Source organism: Roseateles sp. DAIF2 (genome assembly GCF_015624425.1).
Taxonomy (GTDB): domain Bacteria; phylum Pseudomonadota; class Gammaproteobacteria; order Burkholderiales; family Burkholderiaceae_C; genus Kinneretia.
The window spans coordinates 5,780,394-5,801,029 of record NZ_CP049919.1; the positions used below are offsets into that span (position 1 = coordinate 5,780,394).

Here is a 20,636-nt window from a genome sequence, read left to right on the forward strand (position 1 = left end):
ATGGCCAGTCCCGACAAGAAGAGCTTCGCCCTGCGCATCGATCCGGCCCTGTGGGCCGAGATCGAGCGCCTGGCCGCGCATGAGCTGCGCTCGGCCAATGCCCAGATCGAGTACCTGCTGCGCGAGGCGCTGGCGCGGCGCGGCATCAGGCCCGACCAGGGCCCGTCGGCCCGGCGCGGCCGGCCGCCGCGCGCGCCCGATCAGGGCGAGGAAGGCTGAGACGCCAGCGCCGGGCGCGGACGCAGCAGCGCCCAGACCACCGGCAGCAGCAGCCAGAAGCCCGAGGCCGGCATCAGCACGATGCCCAGCAGGCCCAGGGCCAGCAGCCCCCAGCCCAGCGGGCGCAGCGCTGGCGCATCCACCCGGCGCTCGAGCAGGGTCAGGGCTTGCCCCAGCAGCGCCAGCGGCGCACCGAACAGCAGGAACCAGGTGACGGCGCCCAGCAGCGGGTCCGCGCCCACCGCGTTGAACAGCCCGAGCCGCAGCAGCTGCCGCAGCGGCCCGGCGAACACCAGCAGGCCGAACAGCGTGTGCAGCGCGGCCACGGCCAGCAGCCAGCGACCCATCCAGGGGCGTGAGCTCACAGTCATGGTCCATCTCCTCCGATCCAGGGGTTGCGGGTGCGCACCCGGGCGCCCAGCCGCGCCAGCAGCTGGTTCAGGCCCAGGAAGGCGCGGTCGAGATACGGCAGCTCGGGCGGCATGCCATGCAGATGCCGCATCGCCTGGCGCTGCTGCGCGGCGTCCAGATGCGGCAGCGGCGCGCGCGCGCCGAAGTCGAACATCGGCACGCGAAACGGCGCCAGCTGCCAGTCCAGCAGCGGCGCCAGCGCCGGGCGCAGCTCGCGCCGGAAGTGATCCAGGTCCAGGCCGGCATCGATGAGGCCCAGCGCCAGATAGGCCTCGCGCAGCGCGGCGTCACCGTCCGGCGCCAGGCCGGCCGACCAGGCCCGCGCCAGGTTCGTGACGAAGGCGCGCGGCAGCGCCCGCGTGCAGCCGAAGTCCAGCAGGCCCAGCCGGCCGTCGGGCATGAAGAGGTAGTTGCCGGGATGTGGATCCGCATGCAGCCGGCCCAGCTCGAACACCATCACCATGAAGGCATCGAAGATCAGCTGGCCATAGCGGTCGCGTTCGGCCTGGCCGGGCCCACCGGCCAGCCATTCGGCCAGGTGCAGGCCCGGCAGCGCCTGCATCGCCAGCAGCTGCGGCGTGCTGAGCTCATGGCAGACCTCGGGCACGGCCAGCCGCGGCAGGCGCGGCGCCAGCGCGGCGCGGAACTCGTCCATCGCACGCGCTTCCTGCGCGTAGTCCAGCTCGGCCGCCAGGCCGGCCTCGATCTCGTCCAGCACGCGGCCCAGCAGCGCCGCGTCGGGCAGCGCGCCCTCGCCCAGCGCCAGGCCGCTCAAGGGCCCGAGCAGCAGGCCGCGCAGCAACCGCATATCGCTGGCGACGGTGGCGGCGATGCCCGGGTACTGCAGCTTCAGCGCCAGCTCGCAGCCATCGGCCAGGCGCGCGCGGTGCACCTGGCCCAGGCTGGCCGCGGCAAAGGCCTGCGGTTCGAAGTGGGCGAAGCGCTCCGCCCAATCCGGCCCCAGGGCCTGGCGCATGCGCTTGCCCACCAGGGCCTGGTTCATCGGCGTGGCCTGGTAGCAGGCCCGGGCCAGCTGCTCGCGCAGGGCCTCGGGCAGCAATTGCGCCTCGCAGCTCAGCAGCTGGGCGGCCTTCAGCGCCACGCCCTTCAGCTGGTTCAGCGCACCGAACAGGATGCGCCCCAGCTCGGCCTCATGCGCCGCGCGGGCCGCGGCGCGCTGCGCCTCGTCGCGCGCCAGGTCCTGCGCCTTCTGGCTCAGCCGCGCGACGCCGGCCCGCGCCAGCGCGCCGCCGGCGATCGCGCCGCGCGCCAGCCGGCTGGTGCGGGGAGGCTTGCTGGCCGCGTTCATCGCCGCTGTGCTTGCTCTTCGCGTTGCATCTGGCGCATTACCTGGCGCAGCATCAACGGCACGATCAGGCTGTGCACCGGCCCGACCACCCACATATAGATCCGGCCCAGGCGGTTGTGCTCATGCACCACGGTGCTCAGCGCCAGCCGGCTGCCGCCCCCGGGCTGCGCCAGGCGCAGCAGCGACAGGCGCACATGCAGATGCTTGTCCCGGTCGCCGATCACCAGCTCGTCGGGCCGCTGCTGCTCCAGGGTGAAGATGCCGACCCGGTCGCCGATGCGGTAGGCCTCGGCCGGCTTGGCCGCCTGGCGCGCCGCTAGGCCGCCCAGGTCCTTCAGGCCCATCAGGCGCACGACGCGGTTGCGCAGCGCCATCAGCGCCGCCATCCAGGCCGGCGTGCGCGCGCTCAGGGCCAGGTACGTCTGCAGCAGCCCGCGTGCCGGGTCCGGATCGGGCAGCAGATAGCTGTCGGCAAAATCGGCCGTCGCGAGGCTGGGCGCCAGCACGCTCTGCGGCGGCACCGCGATCTTTTGCAGGCTGGCATTCATGTCCGGGCCTCCCGCGCCGCGCCCAGGCCGCGCCGCGCCAGGGTCAGCAGCTCCAGCACGCCGCCGCCCTGCAGCAGGCGCGCCAGCTGGTTGCGCAGCAGGAAGCCGCCCAGCTCGCCAAGCTTGTTGATCAGGCCGCTCTGCAGCATCAGCGCCAGCAGGCCCAGGCTCAGGTCGGTCAGTTGGGTGGTGTCGGAGAACTCCGCGCTCTCGTCCTGCAGCCAGTAGACGACGATGCCGAACATATAGTCCGCCATCAGCCCGGCCAGCAGGCCCTTGTAGCCACAGGGCGCGATCTGGCCGGCCGCCTCGGCCTCGGCCAGCCAGGCCTCGACCTGGGCCCGCAGCGCCGGCTTGCCCGGCAGCGCGTCGCCCAGCAGCAGCAGCGGGTTCTCGCGCGCCAGGCCGCGGGTGATCGCGACGAACTCGCGGTCCGGCAGCAGGCGCTCCAGCACCGCGTCCACCAGGCGCTGCAGGCGCTCCTGCAGCTGGTAGCCGGCCAGGCCCTTGGTCTTCAGGGTCTGGGCCAGCGCCTCGGCGATCGCCAGCTCGTAATAGGCCAGCACCAGCTTTTCCTTGCTGGGGAAGTACTTGTAGATCGTCGCGTCGCCCAGGCCGGCGGCGCGCGCGATCTGCTTCATCGTCGTGCGCTCATAGCCCTGGCTGCTGATCAGCTCCACCGCGGCATTCAGCAACAGGCGCTGGTTCTTGTCCTGCTGCGACTTCGATATCTTCATTGACTATCCAATAAAAAGAAAATCAACTCTTTAAATGAATAGTAAGTACACAAAACAAGAAGATCAAGCAAAAAGCGTTTGAATTTCTCCGCACGATCGTGCTAAATTTGCCGCCATCATGGAAGCCAAGACCGAACGCAGCGAGCTGACCCAGAGCGCCATCGTCGACGTCGCGCTGGAGATGGCCGCGCTGGACGGGCTGGAGAGCCTCTCGATCGGCGAAGTGGCCAAGCGCCTGAACCTGTCGAAGAGCGGCGTGTTCTCGCGCATCGGTTCGCGCGAGGCGCTGCAACGCGCGGTACTGGACGAGTTCGACAAGCGCTTCCAGCAGGACATCCTGATGCCCGCGCTGCGCGAGCCGCGCGGCCTGCCGCGGCTGGACGCGATCATGCGCGCCTGGCTGCAGCGCACCACCCTGCCCGGCGCGCGCGGCGCCTGCCTGTATGCCGCCGGCAGCTTCGAATTCGACGACCGCGACGAGAAGGACCCGCTGCGCGAGGCGCTGATGGCCGGCATCAAGCGCTGGCGCGGCGCGCTCAAGCGCAGCGTGCTGCAGGCGGTCGAGATGGGCCATCTGCAGCCCGAGCTGGACGCCGAGCAGCTGGTGTTCGAGCTCGACGGCCTGTTCACCGCGCTGATGCGCGAGGCCCGCTTCATGCGCGACCCGCAGGTCGTGGAGCGCGGCTGGGCCTGCTACCAGCGCCTGATCAACACCTACCGCGGCTGAGACCGGCCATGACACCGTTCCCGCCGTCTTTCTGCGCCAACACTTCGCACGGTCGTGCGAACATGATCCGGCGCGCCATTCCTAGCCCATGGAGGCTGTCATGCTTTCCTACCTGCTGTTCCTGATCCTCGCCGCCGCGGCCGCCTGGCGGCTCTGGACCGCCTGGCACCGGCTCTGGCGCTCGATCCCGTCGAGCAACCGCGACTTCGGGCTGGAGTGGCGATGAGCGCCGGCCAGCCCCCCGGCGGCAACCCCGCCGCGCTGTTCTACGGCCAGGGCGGCGGCCAGCGCCTGCTGCGCCGCGGCCTGGACGGCCTGCAGCGCCTCAGCCCGGCGCTGGCCGCGGCGCTCGCCTTCCGTTTCTTCATCACGCCGCTGCCCAGCAAGCTGGCGGCGCGCCGCCGCCCGATGCCCGCCGACTGGAAACCTCTGGCCTGGCGGGCCGAGGACCTGCGGCTCTGCGCCTGGCAGCATCGCGACGCCCTGGAATCCCATGGCCCGCGGCCGCGGGTGCTGCTGGTGCATGGCTGGGCCGGCGACGCGCGGCAGATGCTGCCGCTGGCCGAGGCGCTCTGGGCAGCCGGCTTCGACCCGCTGCTACTGGACATGCCGGCCCATGGCCGCAGCGCCGGCTGGCAGAGCCATCTGCCGGCCTTCGTCGCCACCTTGTTGGCGGCGGGCGAGCGCTTCGGGCCGCTGCAGGGCCTGGTCGCGCATTCGCTGGGCGCGCTGGCCGCCAGCCAGGCGCTGGCGCGCGGTCTGGCGGCCGAACGTCTGGTGCTGCTGGCCGCCTCGGCGCCGCCGCGCCAGGTGCTGGCCTGGTACGGCGCCAGCTTCGGCCTCGGCGCCCCGGTGCTGGCGCGGCTGCGCGCGCGGCTGGAGGGCCTGAGCGGCGCCGCGCTGGAGAGCTACGAGCCGGCCTGGCTGGCCGAGCGCCTGCGGCAGCCGACCCTGCTGCTGCACGACCGCGACGACCGCGCCGCGCCGCTGGCGGCCGCGCAGGCGCTGGCGGTCGCCCTGCCGGCCGCGCGGCTGCAGATCAGCCAGGGCCTGGGCCACCGCCGCCTGCTGGCCGATCCGGCCACGCTGGAGGCGGTCAGCCTGCACCTGCGCTAGCCGACCACCGTCGCGCTGACCTCGCCCAGGCCGATGCGCACCGCGCCCTCGCGCTCGCACCAGCCGCGCAGGGTCAGCCGGTCGCCGTCCTCGAGGAAGCTGCGCCGCTCGCCGCCCGGCAGCTGCAGCGGCCGCTGGCCGCCGACGCTCAGCTCCAGCAGCGAGCCGGCCTCGTCCGGCCCCGGGCCCGACAGGGTGCCCGAGCCCAGCAGGTCGCCCGGCTGCAGATTGCAGCCGTTGACCGTGTGGTGCGCGACCATCTGGGCCGGCGTCCAGTAGGCGGCGCGCTGGCTGTCGGTCAGCGACAGGCGCTGCGCCGGTCGGCCCTCGGCGCGCATGCGCTCGGTCTGCAGCAGCACCTCCAGCGTGATCGCGAACGCCCCCTGCGCGCGCTGCTGCGGCGAGTCCAGATAGGGCAGCGGCTGCGGATCTTCCGGGGCCCGCTCGAAGGGTCGCCGAAACGGCGTCAGCGCCTCCAGGGTCACGACCCAGGGCGACAGGCTGCTGGCAAAGTTCTTCGACAGAAAGGGCCCCAGCGGCTGGTACTCCCAGCCCTGCAGGTCGCGCGCGCTCCAGTCGTTGAACAGCGCCACGCCGAACAGATGCGCCTCGGCCGACTCGATGCCGATCGGCTCGCCCAGCGCATTGCCGGGGCCGACGAACCAGCCCAGCTCCGCCTCGTAGTCGAGCCGCCGGCTCTGGCCCAGCACCGGCGCGGCCGCGTCCGGCGCCTTCAGTTGGCCCGACGGCCGGCGCAGCGGGCCGCCGCCCAGGCCGATCGAGGAGGCGCGGCCGTGATAGCCGATCGGCAGCCATTTGTAGTTGGGCAGCAGCGGCGCATCGGGCCGGAACAACCGGCCGACATTGGTCGCGTGGTGCACGCTGGTGTAGAAGTCGGTGTAGTCGCCGATGCGGCAGGGCAGGGCCATCTCGGCCTGCGCCTGCGGCAGCAGCGCGCGCGACCAGGCGGCCTGCTCGGCGCTGCCCGCGCTCAGGCCGGCCGACAGGCGCCGGCGCAGCGCCCGGCGCGCGTCGGCCGGCAGGGCCATCAGCGCATTCATGTCCGCCCGCTCGACCAGGCCGGTCGCGCCCAGGTCCAGGATCTGGTCGCCGATCGCCACGCCCAGGCGCCAGGCCTGATCATCGCCAGCGCCGGCCGCGCGGAAGCGGCCGAAGGGCAGGTTCTGGATCGGATGGTCGACACCGGGCCGGTTGGCGCTCTCCACCCAGCTGCGCAGCCGGGGGTCGTGGGTCTCGTCGGGAAGCTGGAGCGGGGTGGACATGGAACTGCTTTCGGCCGATCAGTCCAGGCTCATCTGCGCCTTGCGCGCGACCTTGCCCAGGCGCTCGTACTCGCGCTTGCTCAGCGCCTCCAGCTCGGCGGCCGTCGAGCTGCGCGGCGTGAAGCCGGCGGCCAGCAGCTTGTCCTTCACCGCCGGCTCGGCCAGCGCCTCCTGCAGGGCCTTCTGCAGGCGCTGCAGCACCGGCGCGGGCAGGCCGGCCGGGCCGTAGACGCCGAACCAGGGCTCGACCACCGAGTCGGCGAGGCCGGCCTCGGCCAGGGTCGGCACGTCCGGCAGCGCCGGCGAGCGATGCGCGCCGGCCACCGCCAGCGCGCGCAGCTTGCCGGACTGGATATGCGGCAGCGAGGCGGGCAGGTTGTCAAAGGCCACCGGCACCTGGCCGGCGATCAGGTCGGTGATCAGCGGCGCGCTGCCCTTGTAGGGCACATGCACCCATTCGGTATGGCTGACATCGGCGAACAGCACGCCGGCCAGGTGCATCGAGGTGCCGGCGCCGGCGGTCGCATAGGGCAGGCCGGGGTTCTTGCGCACATGGGCCAGCAGCTCGGCCACGTTCTTCACCGCCAGGCCGGGGCCGACCTCGAGCACGATGGTGGAATTGCCCAGCAGGCCCACCGCCGTGAAGTCCTTGCGCGGGTCGAAGGGCATCTTGCGGTAGAGATGGGCGTTCAGCGCATTGGTCGAGATCGCGCCCATGCCGACGGTGTAGCCGTCCGGCGCGGCCTTGGCGACCGCGTCCATGCCGATATTGCCGCCCGCGCCGGCGCGGTTCTCGATGATGATCTGCTGGCCCAGGGTCTGTGCCATGCGGGCGCCGACGGTGCGCGCCACCAAGTCGGTGGTGCCGCCGGCGGCATAGGGCACGACGAAGCGGATCGGCTTGTTCGGGAAGGCCTCCTGGGCGGCCAGCGGGCCGGCGGCCAGGCCCAGCAGCGCGGCGGTGGCGGCGCCCAGCAGCGCGCGGCGCGGGGCGAGGACGGGACGGGAACGGGTCATGAGGTCTCCTGCGGGTGAGGGGCGCACATCGGCGTGCCCGGCGCATTGTTCCGATCCACCGCCTTCCTACAATGACTTTTTCCACTGGATGGACAAGCGGCCGGATGGCAACCCTGGTGCTCGATCGCGCGCTGCGCATCCTCGAACAGCTGTCGCGCTACGACGCGCGCGGCCTCTCGCTCTCCGACTTGGCGCGCCAGTCCGGCATCCCGCATCCGACCGTGCACCGCCTGCTGCGCGACATGGCGGCCGCGCGCCTGGTGACGCCGCTGCCCGACGGCCGCGGCTATGTGCTGGGCCGCCTGCCCTTCGAGCATGGCCTGGCCGCGCGGGCGCGCCACGACGTGACGCCGCTGTTCGCCGCCAATCTGCGCCGCCTCAGCGAGGCCACCGGCTATGCGGCCTATCTGTTCGTGCTCAGCGGGGTCGAGGCGGTCTGCTACGACCATACCCAGAGCCAGCGGCTGGACCCGCCGCTGAGCGTCACCGTTGGCGGGCGCCGCCCGCTGGGCGTCGGTGCCGCCGGCCTGGCCCTGATGGCGGCGCAGGACGATGCGCGCATCGAGGCCGCGCTGCGCGCCAACGGCGAGGCGCTGGGCCGCTACGGCGGGCTGGACGTGCCGACCCTGCGCGGCCTGCTGGCCCAGACCCGCAAGCTCGGCTATGCGCGCAACGGCGGCTGCCTGAACACCAACACCGCCGCGATCGGCCATGCGGTGGCCGATGCCGGCGGGCGCGCCTTCGCGGCGATCAGCCTGTCCACCACGGTGGCGCGCCTGACCCAGCGCGAGGCCCTGCGCCTGGCCGCGCTGCTGCGCGCCGAGATCGCCGAGATCCGGCCGCGCGTGCATTTCCACTGGGACGACGCGGCGGCGCTGCGCTGAGTCGGGCCTTGTAAGTCGTTGTAAGCGTGCAAATGTGCGCGCCCCGCGGCCCCGGCCTAGGGGCGGCCCCAGGTCGGCTAGAGGCCGGCCCCTCCTACACTCGCCGCGACAGCCGTGAGGGAGAGCCGCCGCGCCACGATGAAGAACCCGTTCCCGCCCATCCGGGCCGACGCGCGCCGCCCGATCGCATCCCGCCCTGGGGCCTGACCCGGCCCCGTCATTCCCTTGCCCCGCCGGATGCCCCGATAGTTCCCGTGAAGAGCATGGCTTCCCTCGCCCCCGCCTGGGCATCGGCCCTGCTGCTGGCGGCCGGTCTGCTGCTGGCCGGCTGCCGGCCGGCCAATGCTCCGACCGAGACCCCGGCCACCGCCGCGCCGGCCCAGGCCCTGCACGACGGCGCGATGTGGCAGGAGCTGGAGCGCATCGAGCGCAGCGGCCGCGCCCGCCCGCGCGAGCAGGAGCCGGTGCTGCAGCCCCTGTTCGCCCGCAGCGCGCCGGGCAGCGCCGAGCGGCTCGAGATCCTCGCCCTGCGCGGCATCATGGCCGCCTACAACCGCGACCGCCAGCTGATCGAGGAGCTGCAGACCCAGCTGCGCCATTGGCCGGTCGAGGCCGGCCGGCCCTCGGCCGAGCTGGCCGCCGCGACCATGCAGGCCCTGTACCACCAGGCGCGCGGCGACCTGCGCGAGGCGCTGAAGGCGCTGGCGCCGCTGCGCGACAACGCCGCCGCGCAGCGCTCGCCGCAGATCCTGCTGCGCGCGCGCAGCGTGATGGCCGGCATCCAGTCCGACAAGGGCCTGCTGGAGGAGGCCCTGGCCTCCGCGCTGGAGGCGGTGCGCCAGGCCGAGGCGCTGGGCGGCCATTGGCGCCGCGCGCTGGCGCTCAACGAGCTGGCGCGCATCTACTTGCGCGCCCAGCAGGTCGAGCGCGCCCAGCAGATCAGCGCCGAGGCGGTGCGCACGGCCCAGCAGGACCCCGAGCCGGTGCTGCTGAACCTGGTCAGCACGGTGCGCGGCATCGTGCATGCCGAGGACGCCGACCCGACCATCACCCGGCTGGCCTGGGAGGATGCGCTGCGCCATGCGCGCGAGGCCCAGGCCGAGGGCCTGCAGGCGCTGGCCCTGGCCAACTACAGCGACCATTACCTGCGCCACGGCGACTTCCCGCGCGCGCTGGAGCTGTCCAGCCAGGCCCTGCCGCTGGCGCGCCGCGCGCTGAACCTGAACGCCGAGATCGTCGCGCTGCACAACCTGGGCCTGGCCAAGATCGGCCTGAAGCGCCTGGCGGAGGGCACGCGCGACGTGCGCCAGGCCATCACCCTGGACGAGCAGCAGGGCGCGCTGCCCTATGCGGCCGACGGCTGGAAGGAGCTGGGCGAATACCTGGAGCAGGCCGGCGACTGGGCCGGCGCGATCGAGGCCCATCATGAATACCGCCGCCTGATCGACCAGGTGCTGCGCGACGAGACCCGCAAGACCGTGCTGGAGGAGCAGGAGCGCTACGACGCCGAGCGCCGCGCCAAGGAGATCGAGCTGCTGAACCGCGACAACAGCCTGAAGGCCGAGCAGATCCGCGCCCAGGCCCTGCAGTTCCGGCTCTGGGCCGCGCTGGCCGGCTGCGTGCTGCTGTCGGCCGCGCTGCTGGGCCTGGCCTACCAGCGCATCCGCCGCACCAATGCGGCCCTGGCCCACAGCAACGAGCATCTGAAGATCCAGAGCGAGCGCGACCCGCTGACCGGGCTGGCGAACCGACGCCATTTCCAGTCCGCGATCAAGCGCCTGGCCGATGCCGGCAAGCTGTCCGGCACCGTCTACCTGATCGACATCGACCATTTCAAGCGCATCAACGACCAATGGGGCCATGCCGCCGGCGACAGCGTGCTGATCGAGGTGGCGCGGCGCCTGGCCGAGGCGCTGCGCGAGGACGACCTGGTGGTGCGCTGGGGCGGCGAGGAGTTCCTGATCGTCGTGCCCTCGCGCGCCGCCGGCGACGCGCGCGCGCTGGCCCAGCGCCTGCTGGACCTGCTGGGCGGCCAGCCGGTGGCGCATGGCGCGCAGCGCATCTCGGTCACCGCCTCGATCGGCTTCGCCAGCTTCCCGGTCGCGCCGCATGGCCTGGGCCTGAGCTGGGAGCGCGCGATCGACCTGGTCGACACCGTGATGTACCTGGCCAAGGCCCATGGCCGCAACAAGGCCTATGGCGTGCTGCATATCGACGCACGCGACGAGGCCGAGCTGGAGCGCCTGTCGCGCCGCATGGAGGCGGCCTGGCAGGAGGGCCAGCTGGGTCTGGTGGCGCTGCAGGGCCCGAGCGCGGAGGCCGGCGCATGAAAAGGCCACTGTTCGCGCTGCTGCTGGCCCTCGTCGGCACGACGGCCCAGGCCGTGCTCGACCCGGCGCTGGACGCCCAGCTGGACCGACTGACGACCCAGGCCTATGACCGCCCCGACGCCTCGCTGCAGGCCCTGCAGGCGCTGCGCGCGGCCCAGCATGGCGGCGGTGGCCCGCAGCGGGTGCAGCTGCAGATCGCCGAGGCCCAGATCCTGGTGCAGGGCGGCCGCGTGGCCGAGGCCGAGCGCATCGCCGCCGCGCTGGAGGGCGATGCCGACGGCCATGACCGCGCCCTGCTGCTGCGCGCCCAGATCGCCGAGCGCCTGGGCCGCAACCGCGAGGCCGCCGAGGGCGCGCGCGACAGCCTCACCCGCCTGCTGAAGCATTGCCCGGCCGGCGCCGAGGCGGCCGCGATCGCGCGCGGCGCCTGCGACTTCCGCGCCGCCTGGGCCGCGCTGCGCATCCTGGAGCGCGAGCAGATGTCGCAGGGCACGCCGGTGCAGGCCCTCGCCACCCTGCAGCAGGCCCTGGGCCTGGCGCAGGCCGGCCAGGACGGCTATATGAGCGCGATCAGCATGGGCTCGCTGGCCCTGATGCACCAGGAGCAGGACCAGCCGGACGAGGCGCGCCGCTGGCTCGCCGCCACCCTGGAGCTGGCCCAGGGCGAGCCGCTGGCGATGGCGCGCGCCAAGGTGATCGAGGCGCGCATCGCGGTGCGGCGCGGCGACAAGCGCACCCAGTTGGCCGCCTACGAGGAGGCGCTGGACTTCGCGACCCGCGCCGAGGCGCCGCGCACGGTGGCGCAGATCAAGGCCAGCCTGACCGACCTGCACATGCACAACGGCCGCCCGGCCGTCGCGCTGCAGCTGGGGCGCCAGGCGCTGCCGGTGGTGCTGGCCTTCAAGGACCTGCGGCTGGAGCGCACCCTGCGCCACAACATGACGGTCTCGCTGATCCTGCTCAAGCAGTTCGAGCCGGCGCGGCGCGAGCTGGCGCGCGCCCAGCAGCTGGCCGCGGCCCAGCCCGATCCGGTGCGCACCGCCGACGAGCTGCGCGAGATCGGCCAGGCCTGGGCCGCCAGCGGCCAGCCGCGCGAGGCGATCATGGTCTTCCATGCCGAGCGCGCGCTGTCGGCCGAGATCCAGGCGCGCAACCGCGAGGCCCAGCTGCAGCAGCTCAATCTCAAGTACGACAGCGAGCGCAAGCAGCGCGACCTGGAGCTGCTGACGCGCGACAAGACCCTGAAGGACCAGCAGCTCGCCAACCACCAGCTGGCGCAGCGCGTCGGCATCGCGGTCGGCGCGCTGCTCGCCCTGTCGCTGCTGCTGGTGGCGGTGATGCTCAAGCGCGTGCATGCCGCCAACAAGCGCCTGAAGGCCAACCAGCTGCTGCTGCGCGCGCAGAGCGAACGCGACCCGCTGACCGATCTGGCGAACCGGCGCCATTTCCTGGCGGTGATGCAGCAGCGCGCCGGCGAGCTGTTCAGCGGCGGCCTGCTGATGGTGGACATCGACCATTTCAAGCATGTCAACGACCAGCATGGCCATGCCGCCGGCGACGTCGTGATCCGCGAGGTCGCGCGCCGCATCAGCGAGGCGGTGCGCCACGAGGACCTGGTGGTGCGCTGGGGCGGCGAGGAGTTCCTGGTGTTCGCGCCCAATGTGGCGCAGGACGCGCTGCGCCTGCTGGCCGAGCGCATCCTGTTCGGCGTCGGCACCGAGCCCGTCGGCACCGAGGTGGGCGCATTGCGCATCACCGTGTCGATCGGTTTTGCGCATTTCCCGCTGCCGCCGGGCCAGCTGCGCCAGCATTGGGAGCAGGCGGTCAACTGGGCCGACATGGTGCTCTACACCGCCAAGGCCCAGGGCCGCAACCGCGCGGTCGGCATCGCCACCGTGGACGCGCGCGACGCCGAGGCGCTGCTGCAGATCGAGGCCGACTTCGATGCCGCCTGCGGCTCCGAGCGGGTCAGCCTGCTGCACATTCCGGGCCCCTGATCGGGGGCATACTCGGCGGCATCAAAACGATATCCAGGAGACTCACGATGCCGCAAGACCTGACCCGTCGCCATCGGCTGCTGGCCCTCACCGTCGCCGCCGCCGCGCTGGCCCTGCCCGGCCTGGCGCGGGCGCAGGCCGCCGCCTGGCCAGCCAAGCCGCTGCGCATCGTCGTGCCCTTCGCGGCCGGCGGCACCACCGACATCCTGGCGCGCGCGCTGGCGCCCGAGCTGCAGAAGGCGCTGGGCCAGCCGGTCATCGTCGACAACAAGCCCGGCGCCGGCGGCAACACCGGCAGCGCCGAGGTGGCGCGCGCGAGCGACGGCCACACGATCCTGATGGGCACGGTCGGCACGCATGGCATCAACCAGTCGCTCTATCCCAAGCTGCCCTACGACCCGATCAAGGACTTCGCGCCGATCACCCTGGTCGCGGCGGTGCCCAATGTGCTGGTGCTGAACCCGGCCAAGGCGCAGCAGCTGGGCATCAACACGGTGCCGGACCTGATCCGGGTCGCCAAGGCCAACCCCGGCAAGCTGAACATGGCCTCCAGCGGCAACGGCACCTCGATCCATCTGGCCGGCGAGCTGTTCAAGAGCATGACCGGCAGCTTCATGCTGCATTTCCCCTACCGCGGCTCGGGCCCGGCCCTGCTGGACCTGATGGGCGGCAATGTCGATCTGATGTTCGACAACCTGCCCTCGTCGATGCCGCATATCAAGGCCGGCAAGCTGAAGGCGATCGCGGTCACCAGCGCGAAGCGCAGCGAGGCCCTGCCCGACATCCCGACCATCGAGGAGGCCGGCGGCCCGGCGCTGAAGGGCTACGAGGCCAGCTCCTGGTTCGGCCTGCTGGCGCCCGCCAGCATGCCGGCCGAGCAGGTCGCGCTGCTGCAGCGCGAGACCGCCAAGGCCCTGGCCACGCCCGCGCTGAAGGAGCGCCTGGCCGGCCAGGGCGCGGTGGCCAGCGGCATGCCGAGCAAGGACTTCGCGGCGCTGATCGCCAGCGAAACCAAGAAATGGGCCCAGGTGGTCAAGACGTCGGGAGCCAAGGTCGATTGATGTTGCTGAAGTGGCCGGATTGGAAAGCCTACGGCCGGCGTTATTTCCGTGAAGACCTGCTGGCGGCCCTGGTCGTCAGCGTGCTGCTGATCCCGCAGAGCATCGCCTACGCGATGCTGGCCGGCCTGCCGCCGCAGGTGGGCCTCTACGCCAGCCTGCTGCCGCTCGTGTTCTACGCGGCCCTGGGCTCCAGCCCGCACCTGGGCCTGGGCCCGGTGGCGGTGCTGGCGCTGATGATCGCGCAGACCCTGGGCCAGGCGCCGCCCGGCGTCAGCCCCAGCGAGGCGGCCCTGGTGCTGGCGGCCGAGGTCGGCCTGATCCTGGCGCTGGCCGCGGCGCTGCGCCTGGACGCGCTGGCGGCGCTCTTGAGCGTGCCGGTGCTGCATGGCTTCGAGACCGGCGCCACCCTGTCGATCGCGGCCAGCCAGCTGCCGGTGCTGCTGGGCAGCCCGGCCAAGGGCTTCGAGCTGCCGGCCCTGCTGGAAAGCGCCTGGGCCAGCGGCTTCGCCTGGCAGGGCGGCGCGGCCGCCTATGGCCTGGCGGCGCTGCTGCTGCTGCTGGCGGCGCGGCGCTGGCTCAAGGGCATGGCGGCGCGGCTGGCGCCGCTGCTGATCCTGCTCGGCGCGATCGCGCTGGCCGCCGGCAGCGACGCGGTGTCGCGCGGCGTGCCGCTGGTCGGCGCGCTGCCGCCGCTGCACCTGGGCCTGGCGCTGCCGCGCCTGGATGCGGGCCTGTGGCTGGCGATGCTGCCGGGCGCGTTGCTGGTGGCCCTGGTCGGCTTCGTCTCCAGCCTGGTGGTGGCCGAGTCGCTGGGGCGGCGCGCCAATGTGCGCATCGACGCGCGCGCCGAGCTGCGCGGCCTGGCCGGCGCCAACCTCGCCGCGGCGCTGTCCGGCGGCATGCCGGTGGCGGCCAGCTTCTCGCGCAGCGTGCTGATGTCGGACGCCGGCAGCCGCACCCGCATGACCGGCGTGTTCATCGCGCTGGCGATGGGCGCGGCGATGCTGCTGCTGGCCGGGCCGCTGGGCCTGCTGCCCAAGGCCGTGCTGGCCGCGACCATCATGGTCGCGGTGCTGTCGGGCCTGAAGCTCGGCCCCTACCGCGACGCCTGGCGCTATGCGCGGCCCGAGGCCCTGCTGATGCTGACGGTCAGCCTGCTGGTGCTGTGCTGGAGCGTCACCGCCGCGCTGGGCCTGGGCGTGCTGGGCTCGATCGCGCTGCTGCTGCAGCGCACCGCGCGGCCCCATGTCGCGCTGATCGGCCGCGTGCCCGGCACCGAGCATTACCGCAACATCGACCGCCACGCGGTCGAATGCCTGCCGGGCGTGCTGGGCCTGCGCATCGACGAGAGCCTGCTGTTCACCAATGCGCGCAGCCTCAGCGACGTGGTGCAGCTGCATGTGAACGCGCATCCGGACACGCGCCGCGTGGTGCTGCAGATGTCGCCGGTCAACGCGATCGACTTCAGCGGCCTGGAGGCGCTGCGCGAGCTGCACGACAACCTGGCGCGCCAGCAGATCCGCCTCGACCTCAGCGAGGTCAAGGGACCGGTGCTGGACCGGCTGCGCGCCGGAGCTTGGCAAGGCTGGTTCCGCGGCCAGGTGTTCCTCAGCCACCACCAAGGCATGGAAGCAGGCAGTTGAAAAGCTACTGCGGCGGCCATCTGCGTCGTTGCGCGGTGCTCGGAATCCTCACGTACAGGAAGTACGTTCCGGTTCCTGCTGCCCGGGCGCCTAGCAGCTGGCCGTCCTCGCGACGCTTTCAACAGCCTGCTCAGCGCTGTATGGCGGTGAGCTCCGCGTGATGCGCCTCGGCCCAGCGGTCCACCGCCAGCAGGGTCTTGCTCAGCGAGGCGCCGAGTTCGCTCAGGCGGTAGTCGACATGCGGCGGCACGCTCTGGTGGTCGGTGCGCAGCACCAGGCCGTTGTCCTCCAGTTCGCGCAGGGTCTGGGTCAGCATCTTCTGCGAGATGCCGCCCACCTTGCGCAGCAGCTCGTTGTTGCGCATCGGGCCGCGCCGCAGCGCCGGCACGATCAGCAGCGCCCATTTGTTGGCGACCAGCTCCAGCGCCCGGCGCGAGGGGCAGCTCTCGCTGTACACGTCGGCGGCGCCATCCGCTGCGGCGGTTTCTATTTCCATGGTTACCAGAAGGTGCGTACTTGTTGGCCGGCGAGTGTGTCGCCATCCTTCGAACCTCGTCAACGACAAGGATTTCCGATGGGATGGTTGTATCTGCTGCTGGCCGGCGTGATCGAGGTCGCGATGGCCTATGCCCTGAAGCTCAGCGAGGGCTGGAGCCGGCCCCTGCCCTCGGTGCTGGCCGTGCTCGCCGCCGCCGCCAGCATCTTCTGGCTGACCCAGGCGCTCAAGCATCTGCCGCTGGGAGCCGCCTACGCGATCTGGACCGGCATCGGCTCGGTCGGCGTGGTGCTGGTCGGCATGCTCTGGCTGGGCGAGGCGGCCTCGGCCTTCAAGCTGGTCTGCATCGCGCTGGTGGTGGCCGGCAGCATGGGCCTGCGCCTGGGCGAAGCCTGAGGAGAACGATGATGACGCAACAAGCCCACAAGATCCTGCACATCCAGGCCTCGCCCTCGCCGGATTCACGCAGCGCCTCGGTGGCGCGGCATTTCCTGGCCGAGCACCACAGGCATCGCCCTGGGTCCGCCCATGAACATCTCAATGTCTGGCAGGAACCGCTGCCGGCCTTCGACGCCGAGATGATCGCCGCCAAGTTCGCGGTGCTGCGCGCGCGCAATGCCACGCCCGAGCAGCAGCGGCGCTGGGAGGAGGCGCGCCGGCTGTCGCAGCGCTTCAATGCGGCCGACCGCTATGTGCTCAGCGTGCCGATGTGGAACTTCGGCCTGCCCTACCGGCTCAAGCATTACATCGACGTGGTCACCCTGGCCGGCGAGAACTGGATCTGGACGCCCCAGCGCGGCTACGAAGGCTTTCTGCGCGACAAGAAGGCGCTGCTGGTCTACACCAGCGCCGGCGCCTATCCGATCGCCCCCGGCGATGCCGAGAACGATTTCCAGAAAGGCCAGATGCGGCGCTGGCTGAAGTTCCTGGGCATCACCGAGATCGCCGAGATCAGCGCCGCACCCAGCCTGGCGCCGCCCGAGACCACGGCCGCGGCGCTGGAACAGGCCAAGGCCGAGGCGGAGCGCCTGGCCCTGGACTTTTTCTAGGCTCTTTGCGCGCTGATTGACGATGCCGCGATAGCAAAGGTCTGGGCGCAGGAGGGCGGGCAGACCTGCTGCTACCTGCCAGGGCCTCGCAGCCCTGGCTTTCGCCAGGCACCAGAAGTCCACCGGACTTCTGGTGTCCGGGCTCAATCCCCCGGCCGCTGCGCGGCCTCCTCCTTAACCTCCGCATCAGGCCCGCCCACCCTCCTGCTTGGCGTTGCATCTGACTTTCTCCGCGAACAACTTGCGGTGGAGGAGCCGGGATGCGGGTGTGCGCAATTGCGCAGGTTAAGGAGGAGGGCCGCGCAAGGCGGCCCGGGGGACACGGAGCAATTGCGCGCACCCGCGTCCCGGCGCCATCCGGCTCTTTGCAGGGGCCATCAAGACCACGCCGGGAATATCACAGGTCAATGAACAAAGAGCCTTTTTCTAGGCCCGCTCCTCCAGCAGCGCATCCAGCCCGCGCAGGAAGCGCGCCATCTCCAGCGGCTTGGTCCAGTAGTCGTCGAAACCCTGGGCCAGCGCGGTCTGGATGTCGCTGTTCATCGCATTGGCCGACAGCGCGATCACCCGGCAGGCGCTCAGCTCCGGCGCGCGCCGCAGCGCGCGCAGCACCTGGCTGCCATGCAGGTCGGGCAGCTGCATGTCGAGCAGGATCACGTCGGGCCGCAGCTGCAGCGCCAGCGCCAGGCCGGCGCGGCCGCAGTCGGCGCTGCTGAACTCGAACTGCGGGCGCAGCGCCAGCAGCTCGCGCACCAGCAGCAGGTTGGCGGCGTTGTCCTCGATGCACAGCAGCTTCAGGCGCTGGCCCGCCGGCGCCGGCTGGGGGCGGGTCAGCACCGGCAGCTCGTCCAGCGGCGCCGGGCGCGTGTCCTCCTCGTCGGCACGCAGCCAGACGCGGAACTCGCTGCCGACGCCCGGCTCGCTGTCCACCTCGATATGGCCGCCCATGCGCTCGGTCAGCTGGCGCACGATGGTCAGGCCGATGCCGGTGCCGGCTATGCCCTCCAGCTCCGCGCCCAGGCGGTTGAAGGGCTCGAAGATGCGCTGCTTGGCCTCGGGCGTCATGCCGCGGCCGCTGTCGCGCACCACCAGCGCCCATTCGGTCGAGGCCTCCTCGGCCCAGCCGTCGTTCAGGCCGCGCGTCTCCACCTCGACCCAGCCACCGCGGCGGTTGTACTTGATCGCATTGGTCAGCAGGTTGACCAGCACCTGGCCGAGCCGGCGCTTGTCGGCGCGCACGCGGCCCGGCAGGCGCGGCCGCGCCAGGCGCAGGCTGACGCCCGCGGCCAGCGCCTGGTCGGCCACCCAGCCCAGCGCCTCGCGCGCCAGCGCGTCCAGCGGCACCGGCTCGTCGGCCAGCGGCTGGCGGTCGGCGTCGATGCGGGCCAGGTCCAGCACATCGTCGATCAGCGCCAGCAGATGGCGCCCGGCCGTGTCGATGCGGGCCAGGCGCTCGCTCTGGCGCGCGGTCAGCGGCTCGGCGTTGTCGTAGGCCATCAGCTGGGCGAAGCCCAGCACCGCATTCATCGGCGTGCGCAGCTCATGGCTGACCCGCGCCAGGAATTCCGACTGGGTGCGCTTGAGCTGCTCCAGGCGCTGCCCTTCCAGCATCAGCGCCTGGGCCTTGTGGCGCTCGGTCACGTCGACATTGACGCCGGTCATGTAGAGCGGCCGGCCCTGCTCGTCGCTGACCGTGCGGCCGCGGCTGACCAGCCAATGCACCGAGCCGTCCGGCCAGACGACGCGGAACTCCCATTCATAGGCCTCGCTGACGCGCTGGCCCTCGCCGTAGCGCTGCGCGATCTGCTGCCACTGGCCGCGATCCTCGGGATGCAGGCAGCTGATCGCCAGTTCCTCGGGCGAGCGCGGGTCGGACGGATCCAGCCCGCGCAGGCGGTACATCGCCTCGCTCCAGTAGGTGCTGCGGCCGTCGGTGCGGCGCCAGACGCCGACGCCGCCGGCGTCCAGCGCGAACAGCGCGCGCTCGCGCTCGCGCTGCAGCGCGTACTCGGCGCCGCGCCGCTCGGTCACGTCCAGGTGCAGGCCGAAGGCGACGCGCCGCCCGTCCTTCAGCTCGCGGCGCGTCCAGCTGTAGATCCAGCGCGGATCGCCGTCGGGCGCCAGGATGCGGAACTCGGCATGGTGCACCGGCCGCCATTCGCGCTCGGCCGCCGCGGATTCCTCGCGCAGGCGCTCGCGGTCCAGCGGATGCACCTGGGCCCACCATTGCGCCAGGCTCGGCGGCCCGGCGACCGGGTCGCGGCCATGCAGGCGGTACATCGGCAGGTTCCAGTCGGCCACGCCGTCGATGCGGCTCCACAGGCCCAGGCCGGCCGCCTCGGCGGCCGAGGCCATGCGTTCGCGCTCGGCGACGATGCGCCCCAGGTCCAGCGCCGCCTCGGCCGCGCCGGCCGGCGTCAGCCACCACAGCAGCGCGCCGCCGTCGTCCGCGCGGATCGCCTGACCCTCGAAGCTCGGGCCGTCCGGCCCCAGGCGCCAGCCGCGCCGGGCGGCATCGGGCGCGGCCAGCACGCGCGGGGCCAGGTCTTGCCAGCGCTGGGCCAGCCCGGCCTCGTCCAGGCCTTGCGCGCGCGCCCATTGCAGGGCCGCCGCGTTGGGTTCGCAGCGCAGCCCGTCGACCTGCCTCCAGATGCGCAGCGCCGCCTGCTGTGCCAGACGCCAAAACTCTTCCATAAAGGTCTTACACCGTCGTCAGGTCCAGAGCCAGTGTAGCCATGCAGGAAGCGAATCTTGACAGGCCGGACCGGGAGATACAAACGGTCACTTGTGAGGGCCGTCCGTTAAGCTGGCGACATGAGACCCTCCCTCCTGTCGCGGCTTGCCGCCTTGTTGCTGACGTCCCTGCTTGCCGCCCCCGCCGCGGCCGCAGAGCCCATGCTGCCGGAGCCGCAGCGCCTCTCGCCCCATGTCTGGCTGTTCCAGGGCCTGTCGGCCGCTGGCAGCGCGGAGAACCGCAACAACATCTCCAACGCCGGCCTGATCGAGACGCCCGCCGGCTGGGTGCTGGTCGACGCGCTCGGTTCGCCGGCGCTGGCGCGCGAGCTGCTGGCGCGGCTGAAGACCCTCGGCCCGGCCGACAAGCCGCTGACCCATGTGATCCTGACCCATTACCACGCCGACCATATCTACGGCCTGCAGGTCTTCAAGGCGGCCGGCGCACAGATCCTGGCGCACGAGCGGGCGCGCGAGTACCTGAACAGCGACACCGCCGCGCTGCGCCTGCGGGCCAGCATCGAGGAGGGCCTGGTCGAGCCCGGCACCCGCCTGGTGCCGGCGGATCGCTGGATCGACGGCGAGACCACGCTCACGCTGGGCGGGCTGGCGCTGCAGCTGATCCCGGTCGGGCCGGCGCACACGCCGGAGGATCTCGGCATCTGGCTGCCGGCCGACAAGCTGCTGTTCGCCGGCGACCTGGTGTTCCGCGGCCGCGTGCCCTTCGTCGGCCAGGCCGACAGCCGGCGCTGGGTGGCCTCGCTGGACCGGCTGCTGGCGCGCCCGGCCGCGATCGTCGTGCCCGGCCATGGCCCGGCCTCGACCGAGGCGCGCCAGGACCTGCTGCTCACGCGCGACTACCTGGCCTTCCTGCGCGCCAGCATGGGCCGCGCGGCGCGCGAGATGACGCCCTTCGACGAGGCCTACGCCGCCACCGACTGGTCGCGCTATGAGAACCTGCCCCTGTTCAAGCTGGCGAACCGGATGAACGCGTATAACACCTATCTGCTGATGGAGCAGGAGCCGGACTAAAGCGCGGGTCACACGCTTCTGTTACCTTCCGCCCTCGAAAAATA

The 20,636-nt window shown here is 72.2% G+C and carries 20 protein-coding genes; 12 read left to right on the forward strand and 8 right to left on the reverse strand.

The features are described from left to right. Nucleotides 1–219 (forward strand): toxin-antitoxin system HicB family antitoxin, encoded by a 219-nt coding sequence (locus G8A07_RS26610; RefSeq protein WP_195794910.1) that lies wholly within the window; start codon nt 1–3, stop codon nt 217–219. Here G8A07_RS26610 and G8A07_RS26615 read toward each other — a convergent pair. The 4 genes from G8A07_RS26615 to G8A07_RS26630 are packed head-to-tail and all read right to left on the reverse strand — an operon-like array spanning nt 201 to nt 3,224. After that, entirely contained in the window at nt 201–590 is a 390-nt protein-coding gene (locus G8A07_RS26615) for a DUF6463 family protein (protein WP_249937155.1), read from the reverse strand. The genes G8A07_RS26610 and G8A07_RS26615 overlap by 19 nt on opposite strands. Further along, nucleotides 587–1,939 (reverse strand): AarF/ABC1/UbiB kinase family protein, encoded by a 1,353-nt coding sequence (locus G8A07_RS26620; protein WP_195794911.1) that lies wholly within the window; start codon nt 1,937–1,939, stop codon nt 587–589. Before G8A07_RS26620 ends, G8A07_RS26615 begins: the two co-directional genes overlap by 4 nt. After that, nucleotides 1,936–2,487, reverse strand: a complete 552-nt coding sequence (locus G8A07_RS26625) for a DUF2867 domain-containing protein (protein WP_195794912.1) — start codon at nt 2,485–2,487, stop codon at nt 1,936–1,938. Before G8A07_RS26625 ends, G8A07_RS26620 begins: the two co-directional genes overlap by 4 nt. Then, complete coding sequence (locus G8A07_RS26630) at nt 2,484–3,224, reverse strand: TetR/AcrR family transcriptional regulator (protein ID WP_195794913.1); 741 nt, start codon at nt 3,222–3,224, stop codon at nt 2,484–2,486. Before G8A07_RS26630 ends, G8A07_RS26625 begins: the two co-directional genes overlap by 4 nt. A 118-nt stretch (nt 3,225–3,342) precedes the next feature. On the opposite strand from G8A07_RS26630, the gene G8A07_RS26635 reads away from it, so the two are divergent. The 3 genes from G8A07_RS26635 to G8A07_RS26640 all read left to right on the forward strand — a co-directional run bounded on the left by G8A07_RS26635 (nt 3,343) and on the right by G8A07_RS26640 (nt 5,067). Next, nucleotides 3,343–3,951: a TetR/AcrR family transcriptional regulator gene (locus G8A07_RS26635; protein WP_195794914.1), complete on the forward strand. Its 609-nt coding sequence runs from the start codon at nt 3,343–3,345 to the stop codon at nt 3,949–3,951. Nucleotides 3,952–4,051: 100 nt separating this feature from the next. Then, nucleotides 4,052–4,177, forward strand: coding sequence for a hypothetical protein (locus G8A07_RS28135; RefSeq protein ID WP_256441086.1), 126 nt, complete (start codon nt 4,052–4,054; stop codon nt 4,175–4,177). Then, complete coding sequence (locus G8A07_RS26640; protein WP_195794915.1) at nt 4,174–5,067, forward strand: alpha/beta hydrolase; 894 nt, start codon at nt 4,174–4,176, stop codon at nt 5,065–5,067. Before G8A07_RS28135 ends, G8A07_RS26640 begins: the two co-directional genes overlap by 4 nt. Here the strand turns inward: G8A07_RS26640 and fahA are convergent. After that, nucleotides 5,064–6,350 (reverse strand): fumarylacetoacetase, encoded by a 1,287-nt coding sequence (gene fahA, locus G8A07_RS26645; RefSeq protein ID WP_195794916.1) that lies wholly within the window; start codon nt 6,348–6,350, stop codon nt 5,064–5,066. The genes G8A07_RS26640 and fahA overlap by 4 nt on opposite strands. An 18-nt stretch (nt 6,351–6,368) precedes the next feature. Next, nucleotides 6,369–7,367 (reverse strand): tripartite tricarboxylate transporter substrate binding protein, encoded by a 999-nt coding sequence (locus tag G8A07_RS26650; RefSeq protein WP_195794917.1) that lies wholly within the window; start codon nt 7,365–7,367, stop codon nt 6,369–6,371. Between the two features lie 104 nt (nt 7,368–7,471). Between G8A07_RS26650 and G8A07_RS26655 the strand changes: the two genes are divergently transcribed. The 5 genes from G8A07_RS26655 to G8A07_RS26675 all read left to right on the forward strand — a co-directional run bounded on the left by G8A07_RS26655 (nt 7,472) and on the right by G8A07_RS26675 (nt 15,282). Then, the gene (locus G8A07_RS26655) at nt 7,472–8,251 is read left to right on the forward strand and encodes an IclR family transcriptional regulator (RefSeq protein WP_195794918.1); all 780 of its coding nucleotides are present in this window, start codon (nt 7,472–7,474) and stop codon (nt 8,249–8,251) included. Nucleotides 8,252–8,514: 263 nt separating this feature from the next. Then, a complete protein-coding gene (locus G8A07_RS26660; protein ID WP_195794919.1) occupies nt 8,515–10,581 on the forward strand; it encodes a GGDEF domain-containing protein in 2,067 nt (688 codons plus the stop codon). Next, the gene (locus G8A07_RS26665; RefSeq protein WP_195794920.1) at nt 10,578–12,578 is read left to right on the forward strand and encodes a GGDEF domain-containing protein; all 2,001 of its coding nucleotides are present in this window, start codon (nt 10,578–10,580) and stop codon (nt 12,576–12,578) included. The genes G8A07_RS26660 and G8A07_RS26665 overlap by 4 nt, the downstream gene beginning before the upstream one ends. A 47-nt stretch (nt 12,579–12,625) precedes the next feature. Beyond that, a complete protein-coding gene (locus tag G8A07_RS26670; RefSeq protein WP_195794921.1) occupies nt 12,626–13,639 on the forward strand; it encodes a tripartite tricarboxylate transporter substrate binding protein in 1,014 nt (337 codons plus the stop codon). Further along, nucleotides 13,639–15,282 carry a SulP family inorganic anion transporter gene (locus G8A07_RS26675; protein ID WP_195794922.1) on the forward strand — a complete coding sequence of 548 codons (1,644 nt, stop codon included), beginning with the start codon at nt 13,639–13,641 and terminating at the stop codon, nt 15,280–15,282. Before G8A07_RS26670 ends, G8A07_RS26675 begins: the two co-directional genes overlap by 1 nt. A gap of 130 nt (nt 15,283–15,412) precedes the next feature. Here G8A07_RS26675 and G8A07_RS26680 read toward each other — a convergent pair whose 3' ends face one another. Continuing rightward, entirely contained in the window at nt 15,413–15,778 is a 366-nt protein-coding gene (locus G8A07_RS26680) for a helix-turn-helix domain-containing protein (protein ID WP_195794923.1), read from the reverse strand. 78 nt (nt 15,779–15,856) lie between these two features. Between G8A07_RS26680 and G8A07_RS26685 the strand changes: the two genes are divergently transcribed. Together G8A07_RS26685 and G8A07_RS26690 are read left to right on the forward strand one after the other, a co-directional pair. Further along, nucleotides 15,857–16,174, forward strand: coding sequence for a multidrug efflux SMR transporter (locus G8A07_RS26685; protein ID WP_195794924.1), 318 nt, complete (start codon nt 15,857–15,859; stop codon nt 16,172–16,174). Between the two features lie 8 nt (nt 16,175–16,182). Next, on the forward strand, nt 16,183–16,827 hold the full coding sequence (locus tag G8A07_RS26690; protein WP_195794925.1) for an FMN-dependent NADH-azoreductase: 645 nt from the start codon (nt 16,183–16,185) through the stop codon (nt 16,825–16,827). A 426-nt stretch (nt 16,828–17,253) separates the two neighbouring features. On the opposite strand, the gene G8A07_RS26695 is transcribed toward G8A07_RS26690, so the two are convergent. Next, the gene (locus tag G8A07_RS26695; protein ID WP_195794926.1) at nt 17,254–19,521 is read right to left on the reverse strand and encodes an ATP-binding protein; all 2,268 of its coding nucleotides are present in this window, start codon (nt 19,519–19,521) and stop codon (nt 17,254–17,256) included. Between the two features lie 201 nt (nt 19,522–19,722). On the opposite strand from G8A07_RS26695, the gene G8A07_RS26700 reads away from it, so the two are divergent. Continuing rightward, a complete protein-coding gene (locus G8A07_RS26700) occupies nt 19,723–20,592 on the forward strand; it encodes an MBL fold metallo-hydrolase (protein ID WP_249937156.1) in 870 nt (289 codons plus the stop codon). Nucleotides 20,593–20,636: the final 44 nt, after the last annotated feature.